Origin of the sequence: Agrobacterium sp. CNPSo 2736, from assembly GCF_004005385.1 — a bacterium.
Lineage (GTDB): Bacteria > Pseudomonadota > Alphaproteobacteria > Rhizobiales > Rhizobiaceae > Agrobacterium > Agrobacterium leguminum.
Genome location: NZ_RZTX01000006.1, coordinates 279,496 through 302,635 on the forward strand (window position 1 = coordinate 279,496; position 23,140 = coordinate 302,635).

Genomic DNA, 23,140 nt, shown 5'->3' on the forward strand with positions numbered 1-23,140 from the left:
TGACACTGGAACCTATGGAATACGAAAAAATTGTCGGCGAAGAAGTTCCAAAGAGCCTGGAGTTCCGCTTCTACCCCGCTTGCATACAAAGTTTGAGTTGACCCTCCTGGATGGTGAGGCGACACTTGAATGCCGAAACGAGGGGGAAATGATGGACAAACCACAACGATGGCGCCATATGGCAAGCGCGCCGAAAAACGGAGATCGGATTCTCATCACGATACGGTCGTCCGAACAAGGGCCGTCCCAGGTAGACCTTGCCTACTGGTCGAAGGGCGACCAGTACGGTTCAGAAGGCTGGCGTGCCTCGGACTCTTCGCCGGGGCGGATCATCGAATACTCGGAGCCGGAATTGAAGTGCTGGATGCCTATGCCCTCCGCCAATACCGATGGCCTCACGATGCCCGCTCCATGGGAGGGCGAGGATGCCCGCGAGCTCGATGGGTCGGGAATCTGAGGAGAAAGCCAAAGCAATAAGCCCGCAACGGTCACCATCGCCCAGTGGCTGGCGGCTCTTCTGGAAACTGATGCACCCAAAATTGCTCCACGACTTTCGCCAGTTTGCGCACAGCAAAAATTAAGGAGAACAGGACAATTTGTTCTCCGGCTACTGTTGGAGAGTAACAATGCAGGCTCGGCGTTGGCGCGTAATAGCAGTGGGGATACTTCTGGCCATAATCGGAGCCGCGCTTCCCATTGCCGCCATGGCCTGGACCTCCTGGCGGGTCGCGGTCCAAAAGGAACTCGACATCCTGGCTCTCGTTGCCGAAAGGTCACTCGCGCGCGCCGACAATACATTCAAGGAAGCGCAAGGCGCGCTGGAAGCAATCGAAGCCGCGCATCTTCCTGCGTGTTCGGATCAACATATCGCGCAAATGCGGATCGTGACGATCAATGTTCCGTCAATCGAGGAGATTGGTTATTTCGAAAACGGCGTTATCAAATGTACGTCCTGGGGCCGCACCGCAGGAAATATCGCCAAATCCCATGTCGATTATGTCACGTCCGAAGGCATCGAAGTGACGTTGCGTATTCAGCCGGGTGTCAGCCATGGCGATCAGATGACGAGTCTGCACCTCGGCCATCACAACGCGCTCGTCGCGCCTTCCCGCTTTGTCGATATCATACTGCGAGACGGAATATCCCTCGCGCTCCTCAACGATCATGGGCAGGTCATCAGCACGCAGAACCAGCCGGATGCGCGCGTTGTAACGGCACTTGCGGCGCAGGCGGGCCGGGGTGTCAATGACGCTTCGCTTTACTCTGTCGTAAAAGACGATGGGCTGACCGCAATCGTCCTCGAACCGAGGGCGGCTATGCGGGAGAAACTCCTGCGCGAACTGATGGTTCTTTTGCCGATCGGAGCATTCATTGCGTCCTTTATCGTCGGAATCATCGTCTGGATGTCGCGCAAACGGTTGTCCCCACAAACAGAATTGGAAATCGCAATTCGGAATCGCGAATTTGTCGTTCATTATCAGCCGATTATCGATCTGAAGACCAATATATGCGTCGGCGCAGAGGCGCTCGTCCGCTGGAGACGGCCCGATGGCACCCTTGTAAGACCAGATTTTTTCATTCCCCTTGCTGAGGAGACCGGATTGATAGAGCCTATTACCGATCAGGTCGTCGAAGCCATTATTGCCGATATCGGGCCCATGCTCGTTGAGGATCGTACGCTGCACATCGCCGTCAATCTCTGCGCCCAGGACATCAAAACCGGACGAATTTTGGATTTCATCGATCAGCGTCTGACGCCTGCCGGTATCCGCAAGGAGCAAATATGGCTCGAAGCGACGGAGCGCGGTTTCATCGACATCGACGCAGCCCGCATTACCCTGGATAAAGCGCGCAGGGCGGGTCATTCCGTCGCAATAGACGACTTCGGCACCGGCTATTCCAGCCTTCAATATTTGCAGGGGCTCCCCATGGATGCCCTGAAGATCGACAAGTCCTTCGTCGACACGATCGGCAGGAACAGCGCCACCAGCACCGTCACGCTCCATATTATCGGAATGGCGCGTGAACTTGGCCTGTTCTCCGTCGCCGAAGGTATCGAGACGGAGGAGCAGGCAGCCTATCTGCGGGAACACGGCGTGGACTTCGGTCAGGGCTGGCTTTTTTCAAGGCCCCTCCCCGCCGGGCAATTTATCGCGTTCCAGCGGCAAAACAAATCGGAATACGGTGCCGCTCCGGAGGTCATTCAGGCGACGCCTGTCGAAGCGGTGGAAAAGAACCCCTCACTTTGATGGTCTGTTTCGGACCGCCAGAACACAAATTTTCTGCGGAACAATCGGTGGATGCTGAAGTTACTCTTCCTCAGGAGGAGGACAATCTATGATCACCAAAGCCATTTTTGCGGGGGCAGCCGCTGCCCTGACGACGCTTTTTTCCACCGTGGCACTGGCGCAGACCGACTTGACCATGTGGTATCACGGCGCGGGCAATGTGGAAGAACGCAAGATTCTGGCCGGCATCATCGAGGACTTCAATTCGTCCCAGTCGGACTGGCGGGTGTCGCTTCAGGAGTTCCCCCAAACCGCCTATAACGAATCCGTCACCGCCGCCGCGCTCTCCAACAAGCTGCCAGACATTCTGGATGTCGACGGCCCCAACATGCCGAACTGGGCGTGGTCCGGTTATCTGCAGCCACTGCAGATCGATGAGGCAAAGCTTGCCGGTTTTCTGCCCGGCGCGGTGGGAAAGTGGGGAGACAAGCTCTATTCGGTCGGCCTGTGGGATGCGGCTGTCGCGGTCTTCGCCCGTAAATCCATTCTCGATGAAAATGGCATTCGCATTCCAACGCTGGACCAGCCATGGAGCGGCGAGGAATTTAATGCAGTGCTCGAAAAGCTCGCGGCCAGCGGCAAATTCGAATATGCGATCGACCTCGGCATGGCCGATAAAACCGAATGGTACAGCTATGCCTTCAGCCCGTTTCTGGAAAGCTTCGGCGGCAGTTTGATCGACAAGGAAAACTATCAAACCGCCGAGAACGCCCTCAACGGAGACAACGCCATCAAGTTCGGAGAATGGTGGCAGTCCCTGTTCCAGAAAAAACTCGCACCCGGAACATCGCAATCGCCTGCCGACCATGAAACCGGCTTTCTGGAAGGCCGCCATGCCCTGCAATGGATGGGCAACTGGGTTGCGGTGAAGGCTCTGGAGAAATATGGAGACGACCTGCTGTTCCTGCCTGCCCCTGATTTCGGGAACGGTCCAAAGATCGGTGCAGGCTCCTGGCAGTTTGGCGTCTCAGCCACCAGCAAACATCCCGAAGGCGCCTCCGCCTTCATCGAATTCGCCATACAGGACAAATATCTCGCGCAGTTCTCCGATGCGATCGGCCTCATCCCGGCCACGTCTTCGGCAGCCCAGATGACGAAGAACTACAAACAGGGCGGCCCGCTCGAGGTTTTCTTCGAGCTCTCGAAACGTCAGGGAACGTTGCGCCCGGTGACGCCCGCTTACGCCTTCATCTCACCGGTCTTTTCCAAGGCCGTGTCCGACATTGCCAACGGCGCGGATGTTGCCGATACGCTGGACAACGCGGCCGACGAGATAAACAACAACATAGAGCGCAATTCCGGTTACCAACCCAAATAGGGGCGTGTGATCGATGGCGCTCTTTTCTTCAAAGGGGAAACTGACCCGGGACGGCTTGACGGGCTGGTTCATGGCTGGACCGGCGCTGGTGCTGATCGGGCTTTTCCTGATCACGCCCTTTCTGCTGGGGCTCGGTTTTTCCTTCACCAACCAGCGGCTGACATCTCCCAATCCAACCGAGTTTGTCGGCGTTGAAAATTACACCCGGTTGCTGGGTATTGGTGTGCTCACGCTTGAGCCGGAAAGGGAGGCGGATGGGAGCCTTAAACAGGGCGCAGATGGCGCCATCTCCTATCCGCGCATTCGCAATTTCACCCGCAACAATCCCGACTATCCCCATCTGGAGGGGATGCGGGAATATAAGAGCTTCACCTGGGGTGAGAACCAGATCGTCATTCTGGCGCGCGACGTCGTGTTTTTGACCGCGCTCGTCAATACGCTTGCCTTCGTGGCGGTCGTTGCACCGGTTCAGGCGGCGCTGGCGTTGTTTCTTGCCCTGCTGGTGAACCAGAAGGTCCCCGGCGTCACGATTTTCCGCGCGATCTACTTCATGCCTGTGGTGCTGTCGGTGGTGGTGGTGGCGCTGCTCTGGCGGTTTATCTACGCAGCGGATAACGGGCTTCTGAACAGCCTTTTGAGTTATATGAGCTTCGGGCTGTTCCAGCCAGTCGACTGGCTGGGCAAAACGGATACAGCCCTGTGGGCCATCCTCATCATGTCAGTCTGGCAGGGCGTCGGGTTCCACATGGTCATATGGCTCTCCGGTCTGCAAACCATCTCTCCGGATTTTTACGAGGCGGCCGATATCGAAGGCGCGAACCGCTGGCAGAAGTTCAGCATGATAACCTGGCCGCTGCTGCGCAACACGGCCGTGCTGATTATCATCGTCATCACCATGCAGGCTTTTGCCCTTTTTGCGCAGATCGACGTGATGACCAAAGGCGGGCCTCGCGATTCCACGCAGAGCATTGTCTATCAGGCGGTTGAGCGAGGATACCGCCAGCAGGACATCGCGGCCGGTTCCGCAATTTCGGTCGTCCTGTTCCTGCTTGTCCTGTGTATCTCGCTAACCCAGCGATACCTCACAAGGGAGAAGCCATGATGCAGGCCGGACAACGCAAAAGCCTCGCTTTTCTCATCGGTAACTATACCCTCATGCTTGCCTTCGCGGCGATCTTCATTTTGCCCCTGTTGTTCATGGGGTTCTCGTCGCTAAAACCGAACGACCAGTTGCTGCGTGACGCCACATCGATACGAGCCTTCCTGCCGGTGGGAAATCTCTCGCTTGAAAACTATACGGCAGCTTTCGCCCGGGCACCGATTGCGACCTTCATATTCAATTCGGTTGTGGTGACGGGCGTTACCGTGTTTCTCGCGCTGCTGCTTGGCTCGCTCGCCGCCTTCGCCTTCACCTTTTTGAACTGGCGCGGAAAGGATGTTCTCTTCTCGATCATTCTCGCCACGCTCATCATTCCCTTTGAAACAATTGCCGTGCCGCTGCTGCTGGAAGTCAACAACCTGCCATGGATTGGCAGCAACGGGTTCACCTGGGGATGGCTCAACTCCTGGCATGTGCAGATCATTCCATGGATTGCAGACGGGCTGACGATTTTCCTCTTCGCGCAATATTTCAAGGATTTGCCGAAGGAGTTACTGGAGGCGGCGCGCATCGACGGGGCAGGCTGGCTGCGGATTTACGCGCAGGTGGTTATGCCGCTCAGCGGCCCGGTGATCGCAACGGCTGCGATCCTGAAGTTTCTCGTCATGTATAGCCAGCAGTATCTGTGGCCGCTTCTCGTTACCCAGTCCGAGGCATACAGACCTGTAATGGTTGGGCTGCAATACTTTTTCCAGCTCAACACGCCCTGGGGCGAAGTCATGGCCTATCTCACCATCATCACCCTGCCGGTGCTGATCTTTTATCTCTGCCTGCAGAGGCTGTTCATTTCCAGTATCGCGGCAAGCGGGATAAAGGGATAGCGCCTCATCCGGGTACGGGGTGAGGCCGTAACCGCTAATAGCTTGCAAGCTGGTGGCAGAAGTGTGAATCACTGAGCGAAAGCATCTGGCTCCGATCCAACTGCAGGGAGGGCAAGTCGCGCAACGTGATCTGCGATCGGATAAACCGCCTGAAACAAAGCGGCAAAATGCCTAAACGCTTTACTCATACTCGCGGACGAGGCTGAAATACGGGTGACGCCGGGCCTCTGCGGGAACGAAGGAAGAATTCGGAAAATCATCCGCGCCTGAATCACTACGGGTTTGACCCGGCTGCTGGCTCAGATGCCCTTCTCACATTAACCGATTGTGCCGCTCTGGAGGATAAGGCTAATGAAAATGAGATTTCTCAGTGAGGCTGTTCTCGCCTTAATGTTTTCCACCGCAATCGCCTGCGCCCAGCAGGCATCCGACACTGTGGCGCCAGAGAAAGCGACGGGGCTTGCGACTGCCAGACGTGTCGAGTCAAGGAGCTTCATGGTCGCCGCAGCCAATCCGCTGGCGGCCGAGGCGGGGCGCGACGTGATCGCCGCGGGCGGTAACGCCATAGATGCGATGGTGGCGGTGCAGACCGTGCTGGGCCTCGTTGAGCCGCAGAGTTCCGGTCTCGGCGGCGGCGCCTTCCTCGTCTATTACCACGCAAAAAGCGGCAAGCTGACGACGTTGGACGGCCGGGAGACGGCGCCGATGGAAGCCACGCCAAAGCTCTTCCTGGATGACAAGGGTCAGCCGCTTAAATTCATGAACGCAGTAATTGGCGGCCGTTCCGTTGGCACGCCGGGAACGGTGCGACTTCTGGAGGAAGCTCACAAACGCTATGGAAAGGCGGAGTGGGCAAGCCTGCTGAAGCCGGCGGAAACGCTGGCGACCGAGGGTTTTCGGGTGTCGCCGCGTCTTGCCTCCCTCATCGCGTCCGAGGGCGACCGGCTGAAGAAATATCCAGAGGCGCGGTCCTATTTCTTTGATACCTCCGGGGCAGCGTTACAGGCCGGTGCTCCATTGAAGAACCCGGCCTATGCCGAGACGCTTGCAGCGATCGCCAAAGGCGGCGCCGATGCCTTTTACAAGGGGAAAATTGCCGAAGCGGTCGTCAAGACCGTGCGCGAGGCAGCCGACAATCCCGGCGTGCTGTCGCTTTCCGATCTTTCCAACTATCGCGTCATCGAGCGCGAACCGGTCTGCTTTATCTATCGTGCACTTGACGTTTGCGGTATGGGACCGCCATCGTCAGGCGCTATCGCCATCGGCCAGATGCTCGGCATGGCGGAGAATTTCGATCTCAGATCTCTAGGCCCGAAAAATGTCGACAGTTGGCGCATTATCGGCGATGCGCAGCGTCTGGCCTTCGCCGACCGCGAGCGTTACGTCGCTGACCCCGATTTCGTGCCGCTACCGATCAAGGGCATGCTGGACAAGACCTATCTAGGCGAGAGAGCAAAGCTTCTCGACGGCGACAGGGCCTTGGCCAACGATGCCGTCAAGGCCGGCGAGCCGGAATGGGACCATGCGCTACTTTTCGGTCGGGATGCCGCACTCGAATTGCCTTCCACAAGCCATTTCGTCATCGTCGACAAGGATGGCAACGTTGTCTCGATGACGACGACGATCGAAAGCGGTTTCGGCTCGCGTCTGATGACGAATGGCTTCCTGCTCAATAACGAATTGACGGACTTTTCCTTCAAGACCCATGACGGCGGCCTCCCTATCGCCAACCGCGTCGAGCCCGGCAAACGGCCGCGCTCCTCCATGGCCCCGACTATCGTGATGAAGGATGGAAAACCGCTGCTCGCCATTGGTTCGCCCGGCGGTAGCCAGATCATCGGTTATGTGGCCCAGGCGCTGATCGCCTATATCGACTGGGGCATGCCCGTCGAGGTGATCGTCGCCCAGCCGCATCTCATCAACCGGTTCGGTACCTACGACATCGAGGCCGGCACCAGCGCGGAAGAACTGGTCGGTCCGCTGAAGGCGCTGGGTTACGAGGTGAAACCGGGTGAGATGAATTCCGGTCTGCATGCTGTCGAAATCACCGCCCAAGGCTTGGCCGGCAGCGCCGACCCACGACGCGAGGGGGTGGTGGTGGGGGAGTGAACACTCAGCCTGCGGAAAAACGGCGGCCTCAAGAGACTGAGCATGGCGTTCGTGTGGAGGTTAGATGACTACCCCGCATGGGTGCTCTGTTTTTAGCGAGGAAATCGTAAAGAACAGGGCCTTACGTCCAAAAACAACTCTTCCTGCGCCATTGAAGCCGTCAAAGCATTCCTTGAGTTCCATTTTTACTCCTAGTGCACGGAACTGGTAACAACCAACTCCGTTCGTTGTTTGCATGACCAATGGAGGACGGCATGAAAAACTTCGCCCTTTATTACTGGCCAGTTCCTTTTCGAGGTCAGTTCATCCGCGGAATTCTGGCCCATTGTGGGTACTCCTGGGATGAACACGATGTCGAGGCGATTGAAGATATTATGGATTGTGGGGTGGAAAAGCAGCCGGTTGCCTTCATGGGACCACCGGTTCTGATTGACCGTGAGCGCAATTTTGCGATCTCCCAGATGCCGGCGATCGCCATCTATCTGGGTGAGCGGCTGGATATGTTGCCGACAACTATTGAGGGCCGCGCACTCAGCGCCAAGATCGTTAACGATGCCAATGATGTCCTTGATGAGCTGACTCTCAACGGCGGGCGCGAAATGTGGACACCTGAAAAATGGGAGGAATTCGTCCCACGCCTCCAAAAATGGGTCCGTATTTTCGCGGATACCGGGGCACGAAACGGCTTGAGTGCTAGTTCCGGCTTTATGCTGGGAACAGAAAAGATTGGCGTAGCAGATATAGCGACTGCAATCCTTTGGACTACGGTCGCTGACCGGTTCCCTGTCATTCAGGGCATCATTGAGGATACGTCACCTACAATCTGGGGTCTTTCCAGAAGAGTGGTAGCCACAACTTCGCTGGCTGCTTTGAACAATAAAAGTTTTGAGGAATACGGCAACGCTTATTGCGGAGGAGAGATTGAGAAATCGCTCCGAAAGGTAGCGGGTTGATTTACGTCTGCGCGGCGCCATCGCTTCGTCTGCTTTGCAGCCGGTCAAAAGTCTTGAAGAGATACGCACCGCCGACGCACCATTTCCCAGCCACTGTAGTTGAAGGGAATCGAACCAGCGGCCACCGCATGAAATGCACTAAATCAGGCACATAGGTTCCACGCACTTATTTGCTCAAGTATTGAGGGCAAACCTGTGGGTGATCCCAAACTTGGGACGTTATTCAGGGCATGGCGTCGAGCAGGAGGGAGCCGACGCTCTTATCGATCGCGCGCCTTAAGTCCGTCTTCGGTTTCCGACTTATTCAGGCGCCCTGTTCGGAAGCCCTTTGTCGTTTGGGTTCGGAGCCGGCGTCTCTCTTGTATCTCGCGGCGGATGTTGGCGATCGTCCGGCTCGGCGGGCTCCACCTGGCCCTCGGAAGGGCGGACAGGCTGCTCTTTAGGGTCGGTCGTCTTGGAGGGGGCCGAAATTTTCTTGGGCATGGTCAGTTCCTCTAGCTTCACCGACAAAAACTGGCTGGCCACACGGAAGGTTCCGAGCCCCGGGAAGCGCTGCTTGGTTCGGAATCGATCTCACCAAGCTGAACAGGCGGGCCTCGTAGCAGGCGGGATGCTGAGGAAAGCGGGCGTAGCCCAGCGCTGCTAAACTGGACCGACATCTGACCTTTTCAGCCAATTTCGGTCCCTTGGATTTACAACTCCGCCTGGTCGTAAGCGCGCCTGCGCGCTCTGATAGTGTCCAGATTGTCGTGGACCCAGAAGTTAAATCCCTCAAGGGCGCGCAAAGCTCCATGGGCGATCTCTGTCAGTTCGTACTCGACACGCGGCGGCACTTCGGGAAAATAGTGACGCACAACAAATCCCTCACGCTCGAGATTACGCAGGGTGAGCGTCAGCATGCGCTGGGTGATCTCACCGACCTCTTTTCTCAATGTCGAAAAGCGGAGCCGATGATCTTCCGCGAGAGAAAGACGCCAAAGAACCGGCACAGTCCATTTGTCACTCAGCAGGCTGCAGACTCCGTTTGACGGAATGGGTCTGAAGTGTCTGTCGTTTTCTGATCCGCGCGATGGGCCGGCATCGATCTGTTCTTCCAAGGGTATCATCCTTGTGCCTGATGCTGAAAAATGTGCCGTCTTCCGGCAGAATTACATTCGTATATATAGACGGTCCTTGTTTAACGCGAGGGTTTCAAGTGACCAATAGCAAGCACCCCATTCTGGTTTTCGGCGCTACCGGAAGGCAGGGAGGATCTGTCGCCAAAGCCTTGTTGAAGGCGGGATGGCCTGTTCGCGCACTCGTTCCGGACTCCACCAAAGCTGCATCGCTGCAATTGCGGAATTCAGGCGTCGAGCTTGTGCAGGGTTCATTTGAAGAGACCAAAGTAATCCGCACAGCGATGAAAGACGCTTACGGTGTCTTTAGCGTACTGCCAGCCAGCCTGGCTGCCGAAGACGAAGTCCGTCATGGTATATCGATTGCGGATATCGCTGCCGAAACCGGCATCAACCATTTTGTTTATTCCTCAGGCGCCAGCGTGGGGAATGAACTGACAGGCGTTCCGCGTTTCGACGCCAAGCCCCGTATCGAAGCCCATATTCGACAGCTCGACATGGCTACGACCATAATCCGGCCGATGATTTTCATGGAAATGCTGGTGCGACCTGGCTTCGGTCTGGAGGAGGGCCGGCTGGTGTCCCTGATCCGACCCGACCATTCCATTCAGCTTACCGCCGTGGAAGACATCGGCAGGTTTGTCGCTGCCGTGCTTGCCGACAAGTATCGCTTTGGCGGTGCAACACTTAAGATCGCGAGCGATCGACTGACCGGGCATGAACTTGAGGTCGCTTTCAGCGAAGCGGCCGGTCGCTCGATAACCTATGAACGGTTTCCCGATGACGTTCTCGCTGCAAACACAGATCTCGCGCATATGGCAGAGAGCCTGGTAGACGGGCCGCTCGCCGAGCTCGTCGATCTGAAAGTCATGCGCGAAATTAACCCCGACCTTCTCACTTTCAGGTCCTGGCTGGCTGGCAATGGGCGCAAGCTGCTCGATGCAGCCTTGCAACCGTCTGTCTAGGGACATACGCCAGCCTCAATAATGACAAGCGAACCACAACGGCTATCGAGCAGACGTTTGCGGTTCATCAGTCACGCGCCAAGGCTTCGATCGGGTCCAGCTTTGCCGCATTGCGAGCCGGAAGGAAGCCGAAGACGATTCCGATCAGGGTTGAGCAGGCGAAGGCCACCATGATGGAGCCCGAAGAGAAGATCATTTTGAAGTCGGGGCTCAGCAAATTGAAAAGAGCGCTGATCCCGAGGGCGAGCATCACTCCCATGAAGCCGCCGACAAGGCAGACCATGACGGCCTCGATCAGGAACTGGGAAAGGATGTCGCTGCGGCGCGCGCCGACAGCCACACGAACGCCGATCTCCTTGGTACGTTCGGTCACGGATACCAGCATGATATTCATCACGCCGATGCCGCCGACAATCAGCGAGATCACGGCAACTGACGAAATCAGCAGCGTCAGGGTTTGCGTGGTGGTCTCGATAGTCTCGCGAATGGTCGCCGAGTTGGTAAGGAAGAAGTCTTTCGCGCCATGCCGACGCTCGATAAGGCGGGAAACTGCGGCCTCGACATTGCCCGGGTCGACATCGTCTCTGATACGGACCGTTATGCCGTCGACGTTCGGACGACCCAGCATGCGGCCCATGACGGTTGTGTAGGGCGCATAAACGGTCAACGTATCAACCGCCGGGCCGAAGGAGTTTTCCCGTTTCGTCACACCCACGACCCTCGCCGGCATTGTGCCCAGAAGGATGACCTGCCCCACCGGGTTTACCCGGTCTGGAAACAGATCTCTCGCGGCGTTTGCATCGATCACCACATTCTGGCTGTAGGCGATAACATCCTGGGCGTCGAACAGTTGTCCATGCGCCAGCTCAAGGCCCCGTACACGAAAGAAGTCCGCGCCAACTCCGGTGACTGACGCATTGACGGCCACGGCGGCGCGCTTGACAGTTACGCTCGTCGTGACGGTTGGTGTCACGCTGTCGACATAGGGCTGGTTCACCAGCGCTTCGGCATCGGCGGGAACCAGCGTCCGTATCTTGCCCGCTTCCAGATCGCCGAAGCCTTTACCGGCCCGCACCTCGATCGTGTTGGTGCCAAGCGAACTGATACTGCTCAGGATTTGTTGCTGCGAGCCGGCTCCCAGTGCCGAGATAGCCGCCACCGAGGCGATACCGATGATGATGCCGAGCATGGTCAGAAGCGAGCGCATCTTGTGCGCCCAGATTGCTGCGCCCGCCATGCGAAAGGCTTCGGTCATCCGGTCAATTGCGCCACGCCAGCCAGCGCCCGGCGCGTGCTCGCGGATGGGACGCGCCGTCGCGGCGGATTTGGATATATTGCGCTCGTCGGAAATGATAACGCCGTCGCTGATCTCTACAACCCGATCCGCGTGTTCGGCGATCTTCTTGTCGTGAGTGACGAGGATGATGGTGTGCCCTTCGGCATGAAGCTCGCGCAGGATCTTCATGACTTCGGCGCCACTGTGCGTATCCAGCGCTCCGGTTGGTTCGTCGGCCAGAATTATCTCGCCGCCATTCATCAGGGCGCGGGCGATCGACACCCGCTGCTGCTGGCCGCCCGAAAGCTTGCCCGGGATATTGCCCGTCCGCTCGGCGAGGCCCAGCCGGGTCAACAAGGAGATCGCTCGCTTGTGCCGGTCGGATCGGCTGCGTCCGGCATAGATGGCCGGCACCTCGACGTTGCTCGCCGCGCTGAGATCGCCAAGCAGATGATAACGCTGAAAGATGAAACCAAAACGCTCGCGGCGTAGCGCCGCCAGTTCGTCCACGGACATCTTCGAGGTCTCGCGTCCTTCGATCCAGTAGCTGCCGTCCGTCGGACGATCGAGGCAGCCAAGGATGTTCATCAGCGTCGACTTGCCGGAGCCCGAGGCGCCGATGATGGCCATCATCTCGCCGGCCTCGATGTCGAGGTCGACGTCTTTCAGCACCCGCACCATCTCGTCGCCTGCGGGGAAAGCGCGGGATACCCCACGTACGCGGATCAGTGGTTCAGTCATAACGCGCCCTACCTCTTCGCCGCGGCCAGTTGAGCCTGGCCATCCGTGCGTTCGTCCGTGGATGCTCCAAGCACGATGGTCTCGCCGGCCTGAAGACCGCTAAGAATCTGGATGTCCGCGCCGTTATCGATGCCGACCTGCACCTGCCGGTTCTGAACCTCGCCCTTCGCGTCCAGTACGCGGACCCGCGCCGTATCGCCGGCCCGGGGCGCCCCTTCCACTGCACTGAGCGGAACCAGCACGGCGCCGCTGACGCGGCTCAAGACGATGGACACCTGCGCCGTCATGGAGGGCCGCAGGACCCCGTCCGCATTCGCCACGTCGATCAGCCCGGTGTAATAGACCGCGCCGTTGGTTGAGCCAATCCGGCTCGCGGCGGCGTTGCTCTCGTTGGCGATGGAGGCCGGGGCCGGTTCCACCTGTCGCAACTCCCCATCGAAACGGCGCTTCGGATCGCCAAGAATGCTGAACCAGACCGGCAGGCCTCGCCGCACACGCACGACGTCAGCCTCGGAGATATCCGCGCGCACCGTCATTGTGTCCAATCGCGCGATCATGACGATGGTCGGCGCGGTCTGCAGGGCATTCACGGTTTGGCCCTCGTCAGTGACGATCGCGACCACTGTGCCGGCGATTGGGGCAGTGATGCGCGTATAGTCCAGTTCTATACCCGCAGACTCCAGCGCGACCTGCGCTTGGGAGACTTGAGCGTCCAGCGACTGAACCTCAGCCCGCGCGGTGTCTCGCATCGCAACCGCGGCGTCATACTGGGCGCGCGGCGTGGAACCACCTGCCAGCAGGTCACGCTCGCGCTCGAAATCCTTCTCGGCTTTCACCAGACCGGCGCTGCGCGCGGCGTGAACGGCGCGGATGTTGGCCAAAGCGGCCTCGCGGTCCCGCAAGGTGTTGCGCCGGGTCTGGGAATCGATCTCGGCCACCAATTGGCCAGCCTCGACGATGTCACCGATCTTGACAGCCAGATGCTCAATGCGACCCGAGGCCTGAGCGCCGACACGCACCAGCTCGAGCGGTTCGAGAACCCCGGTCGCCAGCACCACCTCTTCAATGTCACCCGTTCGCGCCTGCGCCGTCACCAGTTCAAGCTTCGCCGGCGGACGCAGAAACAGCAGCCAGACGCCCAGCAGACCGACAAGGGTTGCCGCCCCCAGGATCAAACGCTTGCGGGTAATGTGTCGTGTCATTTAGTCGTGGCCCATGCTATTGAAATTTGCGGGCTTTCTCTGTCACGAGAGTTACCTGAAAATTACGGGGAGCCGTCGTCGCGCCTATCCGTTTGGCACGCGCTGTAAAATCAACCGATCGGCAAAGAGTGTTTGCGATGTGGATGGCGTGCCAGAGATTGCCCGCCAGACATCAGGTGATCGCGGCCGTGCCCAGCCAACGTCGACGGATGAAGATGCCTTGACCTGTTGGCGCAGGCGACGGACCTACCGCTGCTGGAAAACGCGCTTCTCGCGCCAGCGTACGGCAAATGTGCTGCCCTTGCCTGGAGCGGACGAAAGCTCAACGTAGCCGCCGTGACGGGTGACAATCTCGTTGACCATGCTGAGCCCCAGACCCGCACCTGAGCCGTGAGGACTGACCCGGTAGAACGGCTCGAATATGCGCGACTGCTTGTCGCCAGCAATTCCGCAGCCCTGATCGGCGACAGTCACGCTGCCGTCAGCCTCAATACTGACCGATATCTGTCCTCGTCCGCCTCCGTACTGGACTGCATTACGAACCAGATTGACGAATGCACGCTCCAGAGCTTCGGCATCCCCGGGAACGAACAGGCTTTCCGCATCGCTATCGAACGAAATCTCGTAACCTTCGGCAATCGCCAGGGGAGCAAGGTCGGCAACCACCTTCGACACAACGCTGTTGAGTTCGACGGGTGCATTCTGCTGGGGCTTCTGCCGGTACTTCTCGGTGTCGAGAAGCTGGTTTGCGATCGCTGTAAGTCGCTTGATGGCCGTCTGCAGGTGTGTCTTGTCCGCACCTGGTGAAAGCGTATCAATTCTCACCTGCAGGACAGCAATCGGCGTTCGAAGTTCATGGGCCGCGTTGACGAAGAAGCGCTCCGTCGCCTCGAAGCCGCTATCGAGACGACGCAGCGCCCTGTTGATATCGCGCACGAGACGAAGCACCTCAGTGGGCAAGCCCCGCTCTTCCACCAGGGCGCCACGTGTGTCGAGATCGATCCTGTCGAGACGCCTGGTCAGATCGCTGAAGGACCGCAAAGCCCAGCGTGTGACAAACGGGACGCCAATCAGGGAAATGGCGACGAGGATCAGCGCCGGCACGCCGATGGCAAGGTTCCCCAACAGCACGGTCACACCATATTGGGACATCGAAACACCGCCGGCAAAAATCGTTGCCTCGCCGGCCTCTGTGTCGAAACGCTCCATGCGGGCGACACTCAGCGGATCGTTCAGGTCACCATGGAGCTCGACACTTCTGAACGCCCGCAGGAATGGCATGTTGTCGGCAATTTTCCCGGGAGGCGCGCCGTGTGCAAGGACAATATCTTTTCCAAGGTCTGCCACGAACCACAGGTCAGGGGCTTCCTCCATAATCTCTTTAAGCTCGGCCGTCGGAACCAGATGGGGCCGGCCATTCGGCTCGAGACGAACCGAGTCTGCGATCTCCTGAGACAGCCAGATGGACGTGATCGCCACATCGGGCTTGAGGCCAGAAAGGAGATAGAAAACCAGGCTGAGCGACGCGATGACCGCGCAGAACTGCAGGACAATAAAACCAAAAGTGAATCGCCAGCGAAGGGATGTGCTGGTCATCCTATTTCTGCTCATGAAGGTAGTAGCCTATGCCACGAATATTCTTGATAACAATGTCGGCCTCCGCTTCGCCAAGCTTTCGGCGCAGGCGAGACATATTGGATTCCAGTGAGTTCGACTGGATTTCGTCGTCAAAGGAATAGACCTGCCCCTCAAGGGAGGAGCGCAACACGGTACGACCGCGGTTTCTCAGAAGAGTTTCGATGATGAGCAGCTCCCTTCGGGTGAGCGCAAGCCTGATGCCGTTGACATGCACATCGCATGAAACCCGATCATAGGTGACGTTTCCCGCCGACAGGACGAACGGGCCGGCTGTCGGCACCCGCCTCAGCACAGCGCTCATTCTGGCAATCAGCTCGGGAATTTCGAACGGCTTCGGCAAATAGTCATCGGCGCCGTCATTGAGGCCGGAAATTCGCTCGTCGGTCGACCTCAGAGCGGAGATGATGATCGATCGCGTATTTGAACCCGTGCGGTGCAAATCGGCGAGGAAGGTACTGCCATCGCCATCCGGCAGTTGCCGGTCGATAAGGACAATATCGTAATCCGCCATGGCGATTGCTTCCCGCGCCATCGCCAGATCTCCAACAGCGTCCAGCACGATGCCATGCTGCGAGAGGGCCGTCCTCAAGGCATCCGTCATTTCCGGATCGTCTTCGATAAGTAGAAGTTTCATAGTCGCCTAATCAGTCAAGTCTCGGACCGTCATTCCCGATAGTCTTTACTGCAAAACTACGGCTCTGGGTTCAGATAACCTCGACAGTCGTGATGCCCCCTGACCATCAGGTTGCGGGACATCATGAAACTGCTACGGACGTGGGAGACCGGAGAAACCGAAGTCAGTCCGATATCCATCGCCTTTGACATGCGCCACCCAAGCCGCAATCTTTATCGGCAGCGACCGTAATGATCCCGGTATCTGCATCCGTAGTCGCGGCGGTCCCGTTGTTCCCAGCGGTCGCGGCGGTTCCTGTCGTTACGTTCGCTGATGTTGCCTACCACGGCTCCTCCCACGCCGCCTGCGGCGGCTCCCACTGCAGCGCCTTCCCACGTGCCGCTTGCCAACCCACCGATGATAGCGCCGCTTGCCGCACCAATGCCGGCGCCCTTTTCCGTCTGACTGCACGCTGTCAGCGTCAAGCAAACGAATACGCCTGAAATGATCTTTTTCATGTCTGTCCTTTCGAGCCATCGCCGATACGGTCGGCCGTCGACCGTTGTGACGCACCAAGGCGGAGACGTATGGACACCGAAAATTACGTGAAAGTTACGCAGAACCGTCAATATCGATACCGGTCGAAAGCGCAAATTGAAGCGCGGGGATTTCTGCCCTGTCGGAGAGGTCGGCCATTTGTGCGGCGTTGGTCGTGATCGCATATCCAAATTCCTCGGCGCGTACGCGATCACCATTGAGATCGACAATGAAGCGATCCGGAGAAAAGCCGCCTTCGAGGAGGGCCCCATAACAGCTCGCACGGGCGCGGCCCATCAATCCGCGCTCGGGATCAATCGGGTTTTCAGGCTCTTCCATGATCGCAAGGCGCGCAATCCGGCCGAGCCGCGCGTCATCTTCCGGCCCAAGTGCGAACACGGCCGCAGCTTCGCCGGGAATCATGCCGTAGGGGTTGTCACGTGTCAGCAGTTCACCGTGATAGGCCAGACTGTCGAGCATGTCCGAGTGAATATAACTGTCGACAACCGCAGCAAGGACAACTCTCCCCGTTCTCCTCACGATTTCCGGACCATCCCGGCCAACAAGCTGCAGGCTTTCCGCCTGTCCGCCAAAGGAAACGGATAGGCTCTTCACCTGCGTCAGAGGGGTTTGCTTAAGCCTGGCATCAAAGGCCTCGGCGACAACCCCGCCTTCCATCCAATAGGGCAGCAGCAGAAGCATCCCCCATAATCCGCGCGCTCCTGTCCGCGCTGTGCCAATTGCGCAAGGCAATCGGCAAGCGCGCAGGCCAGTAATTTTCTCAGCCGCGCGACATAGTCCCGCTCTTCCGTCAACGGATAGACCGGTGCAAGTGTTGGTGGTCGCCCGTGACCTGGTCCTTGAGAACTTCGACTTTGCCCTGGGCAGCGGCGGCACTGGCTTTTGCGCTCAATTTGGCATCAATTCCGCCTTTGGTGACAGAAAATCCGGCCTTTCCGTCACCTTCCAGTGCTCCGAGCTTGTATTCTCCTGAAGCCCAATCCTTTGCCGGATCACCAAAGCTGTCTCCAGCCAGTTTTTTGTCGGCTTTCCACCAGGTATATTCGGCAACCTGGAAATTGCGCTCCTTCCATTTGCCGCGCCAGTCGGTGTCATGGTCGGTCTTTCCGTCCGGGTTGCGGCGTGTATAGCCCGAAGCAAGATACTCCCTGACGCCACGCTGATATTTCTTGCCGACGCCGGCGTCCTTGTAGTCCTTGCTCAGTTCACCGAATTTCCAGGCGCTTTCCTTGTTCTCGTTTTCACGCTCCTTCTGAGGAAGGAGTTTGTTTGCGCTGGACGATCGTCCGAAAAGCACGGTCTCGTTCACAGCGGGTATATATTCGCATAATCCGCCATTGGAATTGAACGACTGCTGGGGAGCATCCGCGCGAAATGGCGGCGTGTCCCCGGAGACACCGGAAAAAACGGGTGACGTTTGAACGTCGACAGGTCGGTTTTCAACATCTCAAGGACATTGTCGTCGTCCTATGCGGAAAACGGCACACCCAGCATGCGAGACGGCGGCAGTCCTGACGGTTTCCCAGCCATGGCCTGCACTCAGTTCTGTCGTTCCTGTTGGCCCCACGGTGGCCAAACCGTTTGCTCACAACCGCACTTTGCACAATCCCCATTTTGCCGTTGTTCATCATTCACTGATCGTCATTGCCGGCGCGGGACTGACAGGTTGGACGAACTGCTTTGTGCTTGGCCCACTGTGGGGTGTCGCAATCGCGTATGTGTTCCAACGAGATACTTCGCCTGGTGCCGCTGCCGCGCTCACGATCTCCGTCTTCGCGTGGGCAGTTGTGTCACATGCGGAGTTGGACATTCTCGGCCTCGGTGCGTCACCGCCTGAACCTAGCTGGGGAAGTATGCTCGTCGCTCAAAGTCAGTCATGGGGTGCGCAAGTGGCATCCGCACTCAGCTTCTTGATGATTGCGATCTTCGCCTTCAGTTCCAGCGATATTATCTCGCGAAAAACCTGAAACCTTTTACGTCTCGCATTTTGGGGCGGTCTGTCGGGTTGCGTGACAATTTACCTGCGGGTATACGCCACGACCTCACCGACTTGAGCCGATATTGATGACGGCGGACGAACCTACCTGAACAAAAGAATACTCCACCGCACCTCGTTTCCACCAGGCTGTCGTACTTTCGATCGCGTCATTCTTGTCCAGATTATCCGGTGCGCCAAGCCTCTCCGAGAACGCATCCAGGAAACCGGCAGGTCTTGGCGTGGAATATGCGCATGCTTTGTGTCCGTTCGAACCAGTAGCAAGCCAAAAAGACAATGACTCGACTCCGCCTGCCTTTTCTTGCCGCCAGCCCACAACGTCCACCGAACCGCCATTATAGGCGACGAAACTACGACGCCATTCCTCTGTTTCCGCATCGGTCAGCCGCGGCCAGCCAAGTTCGTCACCCTTGATCATCGCGGTCCGCACGGTGGGCGCTTCACAGATAGTGAGAAGACGCTCCGCCGTCATGTCCGCCGGCATCGCCGTGGCCACCCCGAAGCTCAAAAATGCAGCGCAGAAGCTGCCAATGGTCAATATCTCAAGATACCGAAGCGGACTTGCTCGCTCTGCGCTCCTCATTTTCTTCTCCGGTTCGTCATCGTCCATGGGATCAGACCGCCGCGTCCGAAAGTAAACGTGCGGGATGGATGCAGCCAGTTGAGGATCATGCCCCGGCGTTCACACCGGGCGCAACAGGCTTCCTGTCGTTCGCAAACGCTCTTCCAGCAATTCCACAAGCTGCTCCTCGGGAATACGACCATGCCCCAAGCCGAGCTTCATGGTCAACTCGCGCCAACCATATGTCGGCCGTACCTGGGGTGCGCCATAGGCATCAGCGAACCATGCAAGAGCGACTGCATACCCGTATCCGTATTCCATCTCGACCGAGCCGCCGACAGATACCCAGATATCGGCACCGATAAAAATCGGCGTCCTGAAATCGCCACCGACAACCATCGACGAGTCTTCCCTGGACGCGAAAACCCACTCCCTGACGACGGCATCTCCGGTGACGAAGATAATGCTGGCCCAGTCATTATCGACGCTGCCGCAGTTCAGATGACCGAAAACAACGAGGGTAACATGCCCATCGCCCCCCTCAATCTGTGTTGAGACCTTGCCGCTGACATGCAGGTTTCCGTCGATCACAGTGATCCATGAAGTCGGGACGAAATCCATGGCGCGCTATCTGACCGCACCCCGTAGGTAGAGGTCCTCACCGCGTTTTTCTTGCAAGAAAACGAAATCACTTTGCCGCAGGAACCTGTCAAACCATTGCAACAGTTCATCCGCGGTTGCCGAATTGCGATAGGCATTCAGCTGAACAGTCAGCGGAGCATCGAACGAGATGTCAAAACTCGTACCGAACTGCGTTTCGCCCGAAACATCCGCTTTGAACCTCCCGCCGCCATCATGACGCATGGTGATGTCAGCACGTTTGAAGAACTCGTCACTATATGTCGCGACAAGTCCGGGGGCTTCCCACCAGTCGTCATTGGTCAGTGCGTTGCGTGTCCCTTCACCCCTGAATTCGACACGCAACCCGTCGAGAGAACGGTAGTCGCGGTTCTGAAAGCGTTTCAGCGGGATAGCGAGCCATTGTGTGTCAAGGCCGGGGTTCAGCCACTGGGCGAAATCATCCTCCGGGTCATTATGCGGATCGAAGAAAAACTTCGGGGAAGTCAGCTTCAGGTTCAGCCCTATGGAATCGCCCAGGGTCTGGCCGGGAAAGGAACCGGATACCGCCCAAAGTACGATGCCTTCTTCCGCTATTGGCAGACTAAGCGAAAAACCCTGATAAACAATATTAAAATGTCCCATGCTTTCTCCGGTCTTTCGAGCGTGCATACACACCGACGATGAAAGGCTGGAGGATGTCAGTCATCTTTGCAAGAATTTCCTCCCACTAGTAGCAAGCCGTGCCGGCAAATCCGTCAATATCCACCTGTCAGAAAAATGTTCTCCCCGGTCATGAAACTGCAGGCTTGAGACGACAGGAAGATGGCGGCCCCCACCATCTCTTCCGGCCGCCCGGCACGGCCCATCCAGTTCAGCGTCCGGACGTATTCCGCCCAGCCTTCGGGGTCCTCATCATGACGGTGGGCATTGCGGTCGGTGTCGATGAGGCCGGGCGCGAGTGTGTTGAGCAACACATTGTCGCGCGCATAATCCCGCGCCTGACTCTGGATCAGATTGTGCTGCGCAGCCTTGGTGGCGGCATAGGCGGTGACGATGCCCTTCGGCCGCAGCTGATTGACCGAGCCGATGGAAACCACCCTGCCCCATTTGCGGGCCGCCATGCGCGGCAGGGCCGCCTGCAGCATATCCACCGTTGAGCCCAGATTGACCGCCAGCTGAAACGCCAGATCGTCCGGTGTCAGCTCCGAAAGCGCGGCGTTGATCTGGGCGCTGGCATTGATGACAAGAATATCGACCGGTGCTATCGCCTCGGCCCGTTCGATGAGGTCACGACCGGCACCGGGTTCGGAAAGATCGCCCGCCAGTTCCTGCGCCGTGCCGCCGCTTGCGTCGATCCGGTGCTGCACGGCTGCGGTGGCACCCGGCTTTATGCCATGCAGGATGACATGGGCTCCCGCGCCCGCCAGCCCCTCGGCAATGGCAGCGCCTATGCCACGGCTGGAACCGGTGACGAGCGCCGTGCGGCCCTTCAATCCAAAGACGCTTTCGAGACGCATCCTTTATCCTTCAAACAGCGATATGTGCGCGCCGGCAATTCCCGGGCGGCAGGAAAACAGGCCGCCGGAGAGCGGCGCATCGGCGAGTGTCGAGGCAGGCAGGCGCGTGCGGGCGCTGGTGATGAACAGCGTCGACAGGTCCGGCCCGCCAAAGGCGATGCTGGAAGGGCGCGGTACCGGCATGTCGATCACCTGGTCCAGCTTGCCGTTCGGAAGATAACGGCGCACGCACCAGCCATCCCAGATGGCGCACCAGACACCGCCTTCCGCATCCACGGCCAGACCATCCGGCCGGCCATCGGCCACCGGAATGCGGGCGAATTCACGGCGCTGCGACAGCGCGCCCGTCGCCGGATCACAATCATAGGCATGGATGAGGCCGGGCACGGTATCGACGAAATAGAACGTCCTGCCATCCGGGCTCCAGCCGAGACCGTTGGAAACGATGATGCCGCCTTCCTTGCGCTCGGATGCGCCATTGGCATTGATGCGATAAAGCGCACCCGTGGGCTTGGAAGCATCGATGCGCATCGAGCCGACCCAGATCGCGCCATCCGGCCCGCATTTGGCATCATTCAGGCGGTTGTCGGCGATGCCCGCTTCCGGACTGACGAAGGGTGTCAACCGACCGGAGGCGAAATCCAGCCATTCGACGCCATCCTGCGACGCCACCAGCAACCGCCCGCCGGTGACCGGAATGACGGCGCTGACCAGCTTGCCGGTCTCGCAGGTTTCGTTGCGGCCAGTGGCGGGATCGAAGCGGTGCACCGCGGGATGCAGGATATCCACCCAGTAGAGCGCGTTTTCCCCCTCGTGCCAGACCGGGCTTTCCCCCAGTTGCGCACCCCACGGCAGAATGCAGCTGAGTTCGGCGCTGGGGCGGCCCGTTGCCGAACGCGGGCGCGGCCGCGAGCTGATCGCCACGGCCCCGGCTGCCCCGGTAATGCGGCGGGCGGCGGCAATCAATTCACGTCCGGCGGGATGGATATTGGAGGAATCCAGCCGCGACGACGGCCCGAGCGCAACGAGCACGCCCATCGGCGTATTGTCCCGACCCATGACAGGGGCGGCGACCGAATTCACGCCCGGCAGATGCTCCTCGTAGGAAATCGAATAACCCCGCGCCCGCGTCAGCGTCAGATCGGCCTGCAGCGCATCGAGGCTGGTAATGGTTTTGGGTGTCTGCAAATCGAGCGTCAGGCGATCCAGCAGCGCACGGCCAACGGCGGGGTCCTGAAAGGCGAGCAGCGCCTTGCCCGGTGCGGTGCAATGCAGGGGAACGCGGCGTCCCACCTCGACGCGCACCGAAAGACCGTTCGGCGAGCGTTCGGCGAGATATTGCGTCATGGTGCCGTCAAGCCGGCACAGCGCAACCGTCTCCCCCAGTTCGGCGGCCAGCCGCTCCAGTTCCGGCGTCGCCGCCGAGACGAGATCGAAGCTCTCCCAGACCTTATGGGACATTTCCAGAAAACGCTGGCCCAGCACATAGGTGCCACGGGCCTCATCCTGACGGACGAGGCCATAAGCGATGAGGGTGCGCAGGATGCGCGCGAATGTCGGCTTCGGCAGACCGGAGGCACGCAGCAGCTCGGCAAAACGCAACGGTTCCGGCGCATCGGCGACCATGTCGAGCAGGGTCAGGCCCTTTGCCAGTGCCGCCGTGCCGCCCGGCGTCTCCGGTTTCATTG

At 58.6% G+C, this 23,140-nt stretch carries 23 protein-coding genes; 9 read left to right on the top strand and 14 right to left on the bottom strand.

Annotated elements, in window-relative coordinates:
• Positions 1-151 precede the first annotated feature (151 nt).
• The 6 genes from EM858_RS13325 to ggt all read left to right on the top strand — a co-directional run bounded on the left by EM858_RS13325 (position 152) and on the right by ggt (position 7,695).
• Positions 152-457 (top strand): hypothetical protein, encoded by a 306-nt coding sequence (locus EM858_RS13325; RefSeq protein WP_080821040.1) that lies wholly within the window; start codon positions 152-154, stop codon positions 455-457.
• A gap of 169 nt (positions 458-626) precedes the next feature.
• Positions 627-2,249, top strand: coding sequence for an EAL domain-containing protein (locus EM858_RS13330; protein ID WP_080820151.1), 1,623 nt, complete (start codon positions 627-629; stop codon positions 2,247-2,249).
• An 88-nt stretch (positions 2,250-2,337) separates the two neighbouring features.
• Positions 2,338-3,606 carry an extracellular solute-binding protein gene (locus EM858_RS13335; RefSeq protein ID WP_080820149.1) on the top strand — a complete coding sequence of 423 codons (1,269 nt, stop codon included), beginning with the start codon at positions 2,338-2,340 and terminating at the stop codon, positions 3,604-3,606.
• Between the two features lie 13 nt (positions 3,607-3,619).
• On the top strand, positions 3,620-4,708 hold the full coding sequence (locus tag EM858_RS13340; protein WP_127756891.1) for a sugar ABC transporter permease: 1,089 nt from the start codon (positions 3,620-3,622) through the stop codon (positions 4,706-4,708).
• Positions 4,705-5,586, top strand: coding sequence for a carbohydrate ABC transporter permease (locus tag EM858_RS13345; protein ID WP_080820146.1), 882 nt, complete (start codon positions 4,705-4,707; stop codon positions 5,584-5,586). The genes EM858_RS13340 and EM858_RS13345 overlap by 4 nt, the downstream gene beginning before the upstream one ends.
• 351 nt (positions 5,587-5,937) lie before the next feature.
• Entirely contained in the window at positions 5,938-7,695 is a 1,758-nt protein-coding gene (gene ggt, locus EM858_RS13350) for a gamma-glutamyltransferase (protein ID WP_080820144.1), read from the top strand.
• A 60-nt stretch (positions 7,696-7,755) separates the two neighbouring features.
• On the opposite strand, the gene EM858_RS27615 is transcribed toward ggt, so the two are convergent.
• Positions 7,756-7,878: a hypothetical protein gene (locus EM858_RS27615; RefSeq protein WP_280174487.1), complete on the bottom strand. Its 123-nt coding sequence runs from the start codon at positions 7,876-7,878 to the stop codon at positions 7,756-7,758.
• Positions 7,879-7,949: 71 nt separating this feature from the next.
• Here EM858_RS27615 and gst point away from each other — a divergent pair, with 71 nt between their 5' ends.
• Positions 7,950-8,648, top strand: coding sequence for a glutathione S-transferase (gst, locus tag EM858_RS13355; protein WP_080820143.1), 699 nt, complete (start codon positions 7,950-7,952; stop codon positions 8,646-8,648).
• 692 nt (positions 8,649-9,340) lie between these two features.
• Here the strand turns inward: gst and EM858_RS13360 are convergent.
• Positions 9,341-9,754 carry a helix-turn-helix domain-containing protein gene (locus tag EM858_RS13360; RefSeq protein ID WP_080820142.1) on the bottom strand — a complete coding sequence of 138 codons (414 nt, stop codon included), beginning with the start codon at positions 9,752-9,754 and terminating at the stop codon, positions 9,341-9,343.
• An 89-nt stretch (positions 9,755-9,843) separates the two neighbouring features.
• Here EM858_RS13360 and EM858_RS13365 point away from each other — a divergent pair, with 89 nt between their 5' ends.
• Positions 9,844-10,728, top strand: coding sequence for an NmrA/HSCARG family protein (locus EM858_RS13365; protein WP_080820139.1), 885 nt, complete (start codon positions 9,844-9,846; stop codon positions 10,726-10,728).
• Between the two features lie 67 nt (positions 10,729-10,795).
• Here EM858_RS13365 and EM858_RS13370 read toward each other — a convergent pair whose 3' ends face one another.
• From EM858_RS13370 to EM858_RS13400, 7 genes are all read right to left on the bottom strand, one after another.
• On the bottom strand, positions 10,796-12,745 hold the full coding sequence (locus EM858_RS13370) for a MacB family efflux pump subunit (RefSeq protein ID WP_080820138.1): 1,950 nt from the start codon (positions 12,743-12,745) through the stop codon (positions 10,796-10,798).
• An 8-nt stretch (positions 12,746-12,753) separates the two neighbouring features.
• A complete protein-coding gene (locus EM858_RS13375; protein ID WP_080820136.1) occupies positions 12,754-13,947 on the bottom strand; it encodes an efflux RND transporter periplasmic adaptor subunit in 1,194 nt (397 codons plus the stop codon).
• A 246-nt stretch (positions 13,948-14,193) separates the two neighbouring features.
• Complete coding sequence (locus EM858_RS13380; RefSeq protein WP_080820134.1) at positions 14,194-15,543, bottom strand: HAMP domain-containing sensor histidine kinase; 1,350 nt, start codon at positions 15,541-15,543, stop codon at positions 14,194-14,196.
• 1 nt (position 15,544) lies between these two features.
• Positions 15,545-16,219 (bottom strand): response regulator transcription factor, encoded by a 675-nt coding sequence (locus tag EM858_RS13385; protein ID WP_080820132.1) that lies wholly within the window; start codon positions 16,217-16,219, stop codon positions 15,545-15,547.
• Between the two features lie 212 nt (positions 16,220-16,431).
• Positions 16,432-16,716, bottom strand: coding sequence for a YMGG-like glycine zipper-containing protein (locus tag EM858_RS13390; protein WP_080820130.1), 285 nt, complete (start codon positions 16,714-16,716; stop codon positions 16,432-16,434).
• Positions 16,717-16,810: 94 nt separating this feature from the next.
• Entirely contained in the window at positions 16,811-17,437 is a 627-nt protein-coding gene (locus tag EM858_RS13395) for a hypothetical protein (protein WP_080820128.1), read from the bottom strand.
• A 109-nt stretch (positions 17,438-17,546) separates the two neighbouring features.
• A complete protein-coding gene (locus EM858_RS13400; RefSeq protein ID WP_080820126.1) occupies positions 17,547-18,065 on the bottom strand; it encodes a hypothetical protein in 519 nt (172 codons plus the stop codon).
• A gap of 259 nt (positions 18,066-18,324) precedes the next feature.
• Here EM858_RS13400 and EM858_RS13405 point away from each other — a divergent pair, with 259 nt between their 5' ends.
• Entirely contained in the window at positions 18,325-18,723 is a 399-nt protein-coding gene (locus EM858_RS13405) for a hypothetical protein (RefSeq protein ID WP_127756892.1), read from the top strand.
• Between the two features lie 75 nt (positions 18,724-18,798).
• Here EM858_RS13405 and EM858_RS13410 read toward each other — a convergent pair whose 3' ends face one another.
• The 5 genes from EM858_RS13410 to EM858_RS13430 form a co-directional block, all read right to left on the bottom strand.
• Positions 18,799-19,362, bottom strand: coding sequence for a hypothetical protein (locus EM858_RS13410; protein WP_164865420.1), 564 nt, complete (start codon positions 19,360-19,362; stop codon positions 18,799-18,801).
• 72 nt (positions 19,363-19,434) lie between these two features.
• Positions 19,435-19,935: a hypothetical protein gene (locus EM858_RS13415; protein WP_127756893.1), complete on the bottom strand. Its 501-nt coding sequence runs from the start codon at positions 19,933-19,935 to the stop codon at positions 19,435-19,437.
• Between the two features lie 6 nt (positions 19,936-19,941).
• The gene (locus EM858_RS13420) at positions 19,942-20,577 is read right to left on the bottom strand and encodes a hypothetical protein (RefSeq protein WP_080820122.1); all 636 of its coding nucleotides are present in this window, start codon (positions 20,575-20,577) and stop codon (positions 19,942-19,944) included.
• 113 nt (positions 20,578-20,690) lie between these two features.
• On the bottom strand, positions 20,691-21,452 hold the full coding sequence (locus tag EM858_RS13425; RefSeq protein ID WP_080820120.1) for an SDR family oxidoreductase: 762 nt from the start codon (positions 21,450-21,452) through the stop codon (positions 20,691-20,693).
• Between the two features lie 3 nt (positions 21,453-21,455).
• Entirely contained in the window at positions 21,456-23,138 is a 1,683-nt protein-coding gene (locus EM858_RS13430) for an SMP-30/gluconolactonase/LRE family protein (RefSeq protein ID WP_080820118.1), read from the bottom strand.
• Between the last annotated feature and the right edge of the window lie 2 nt (positions 23,139-23,140).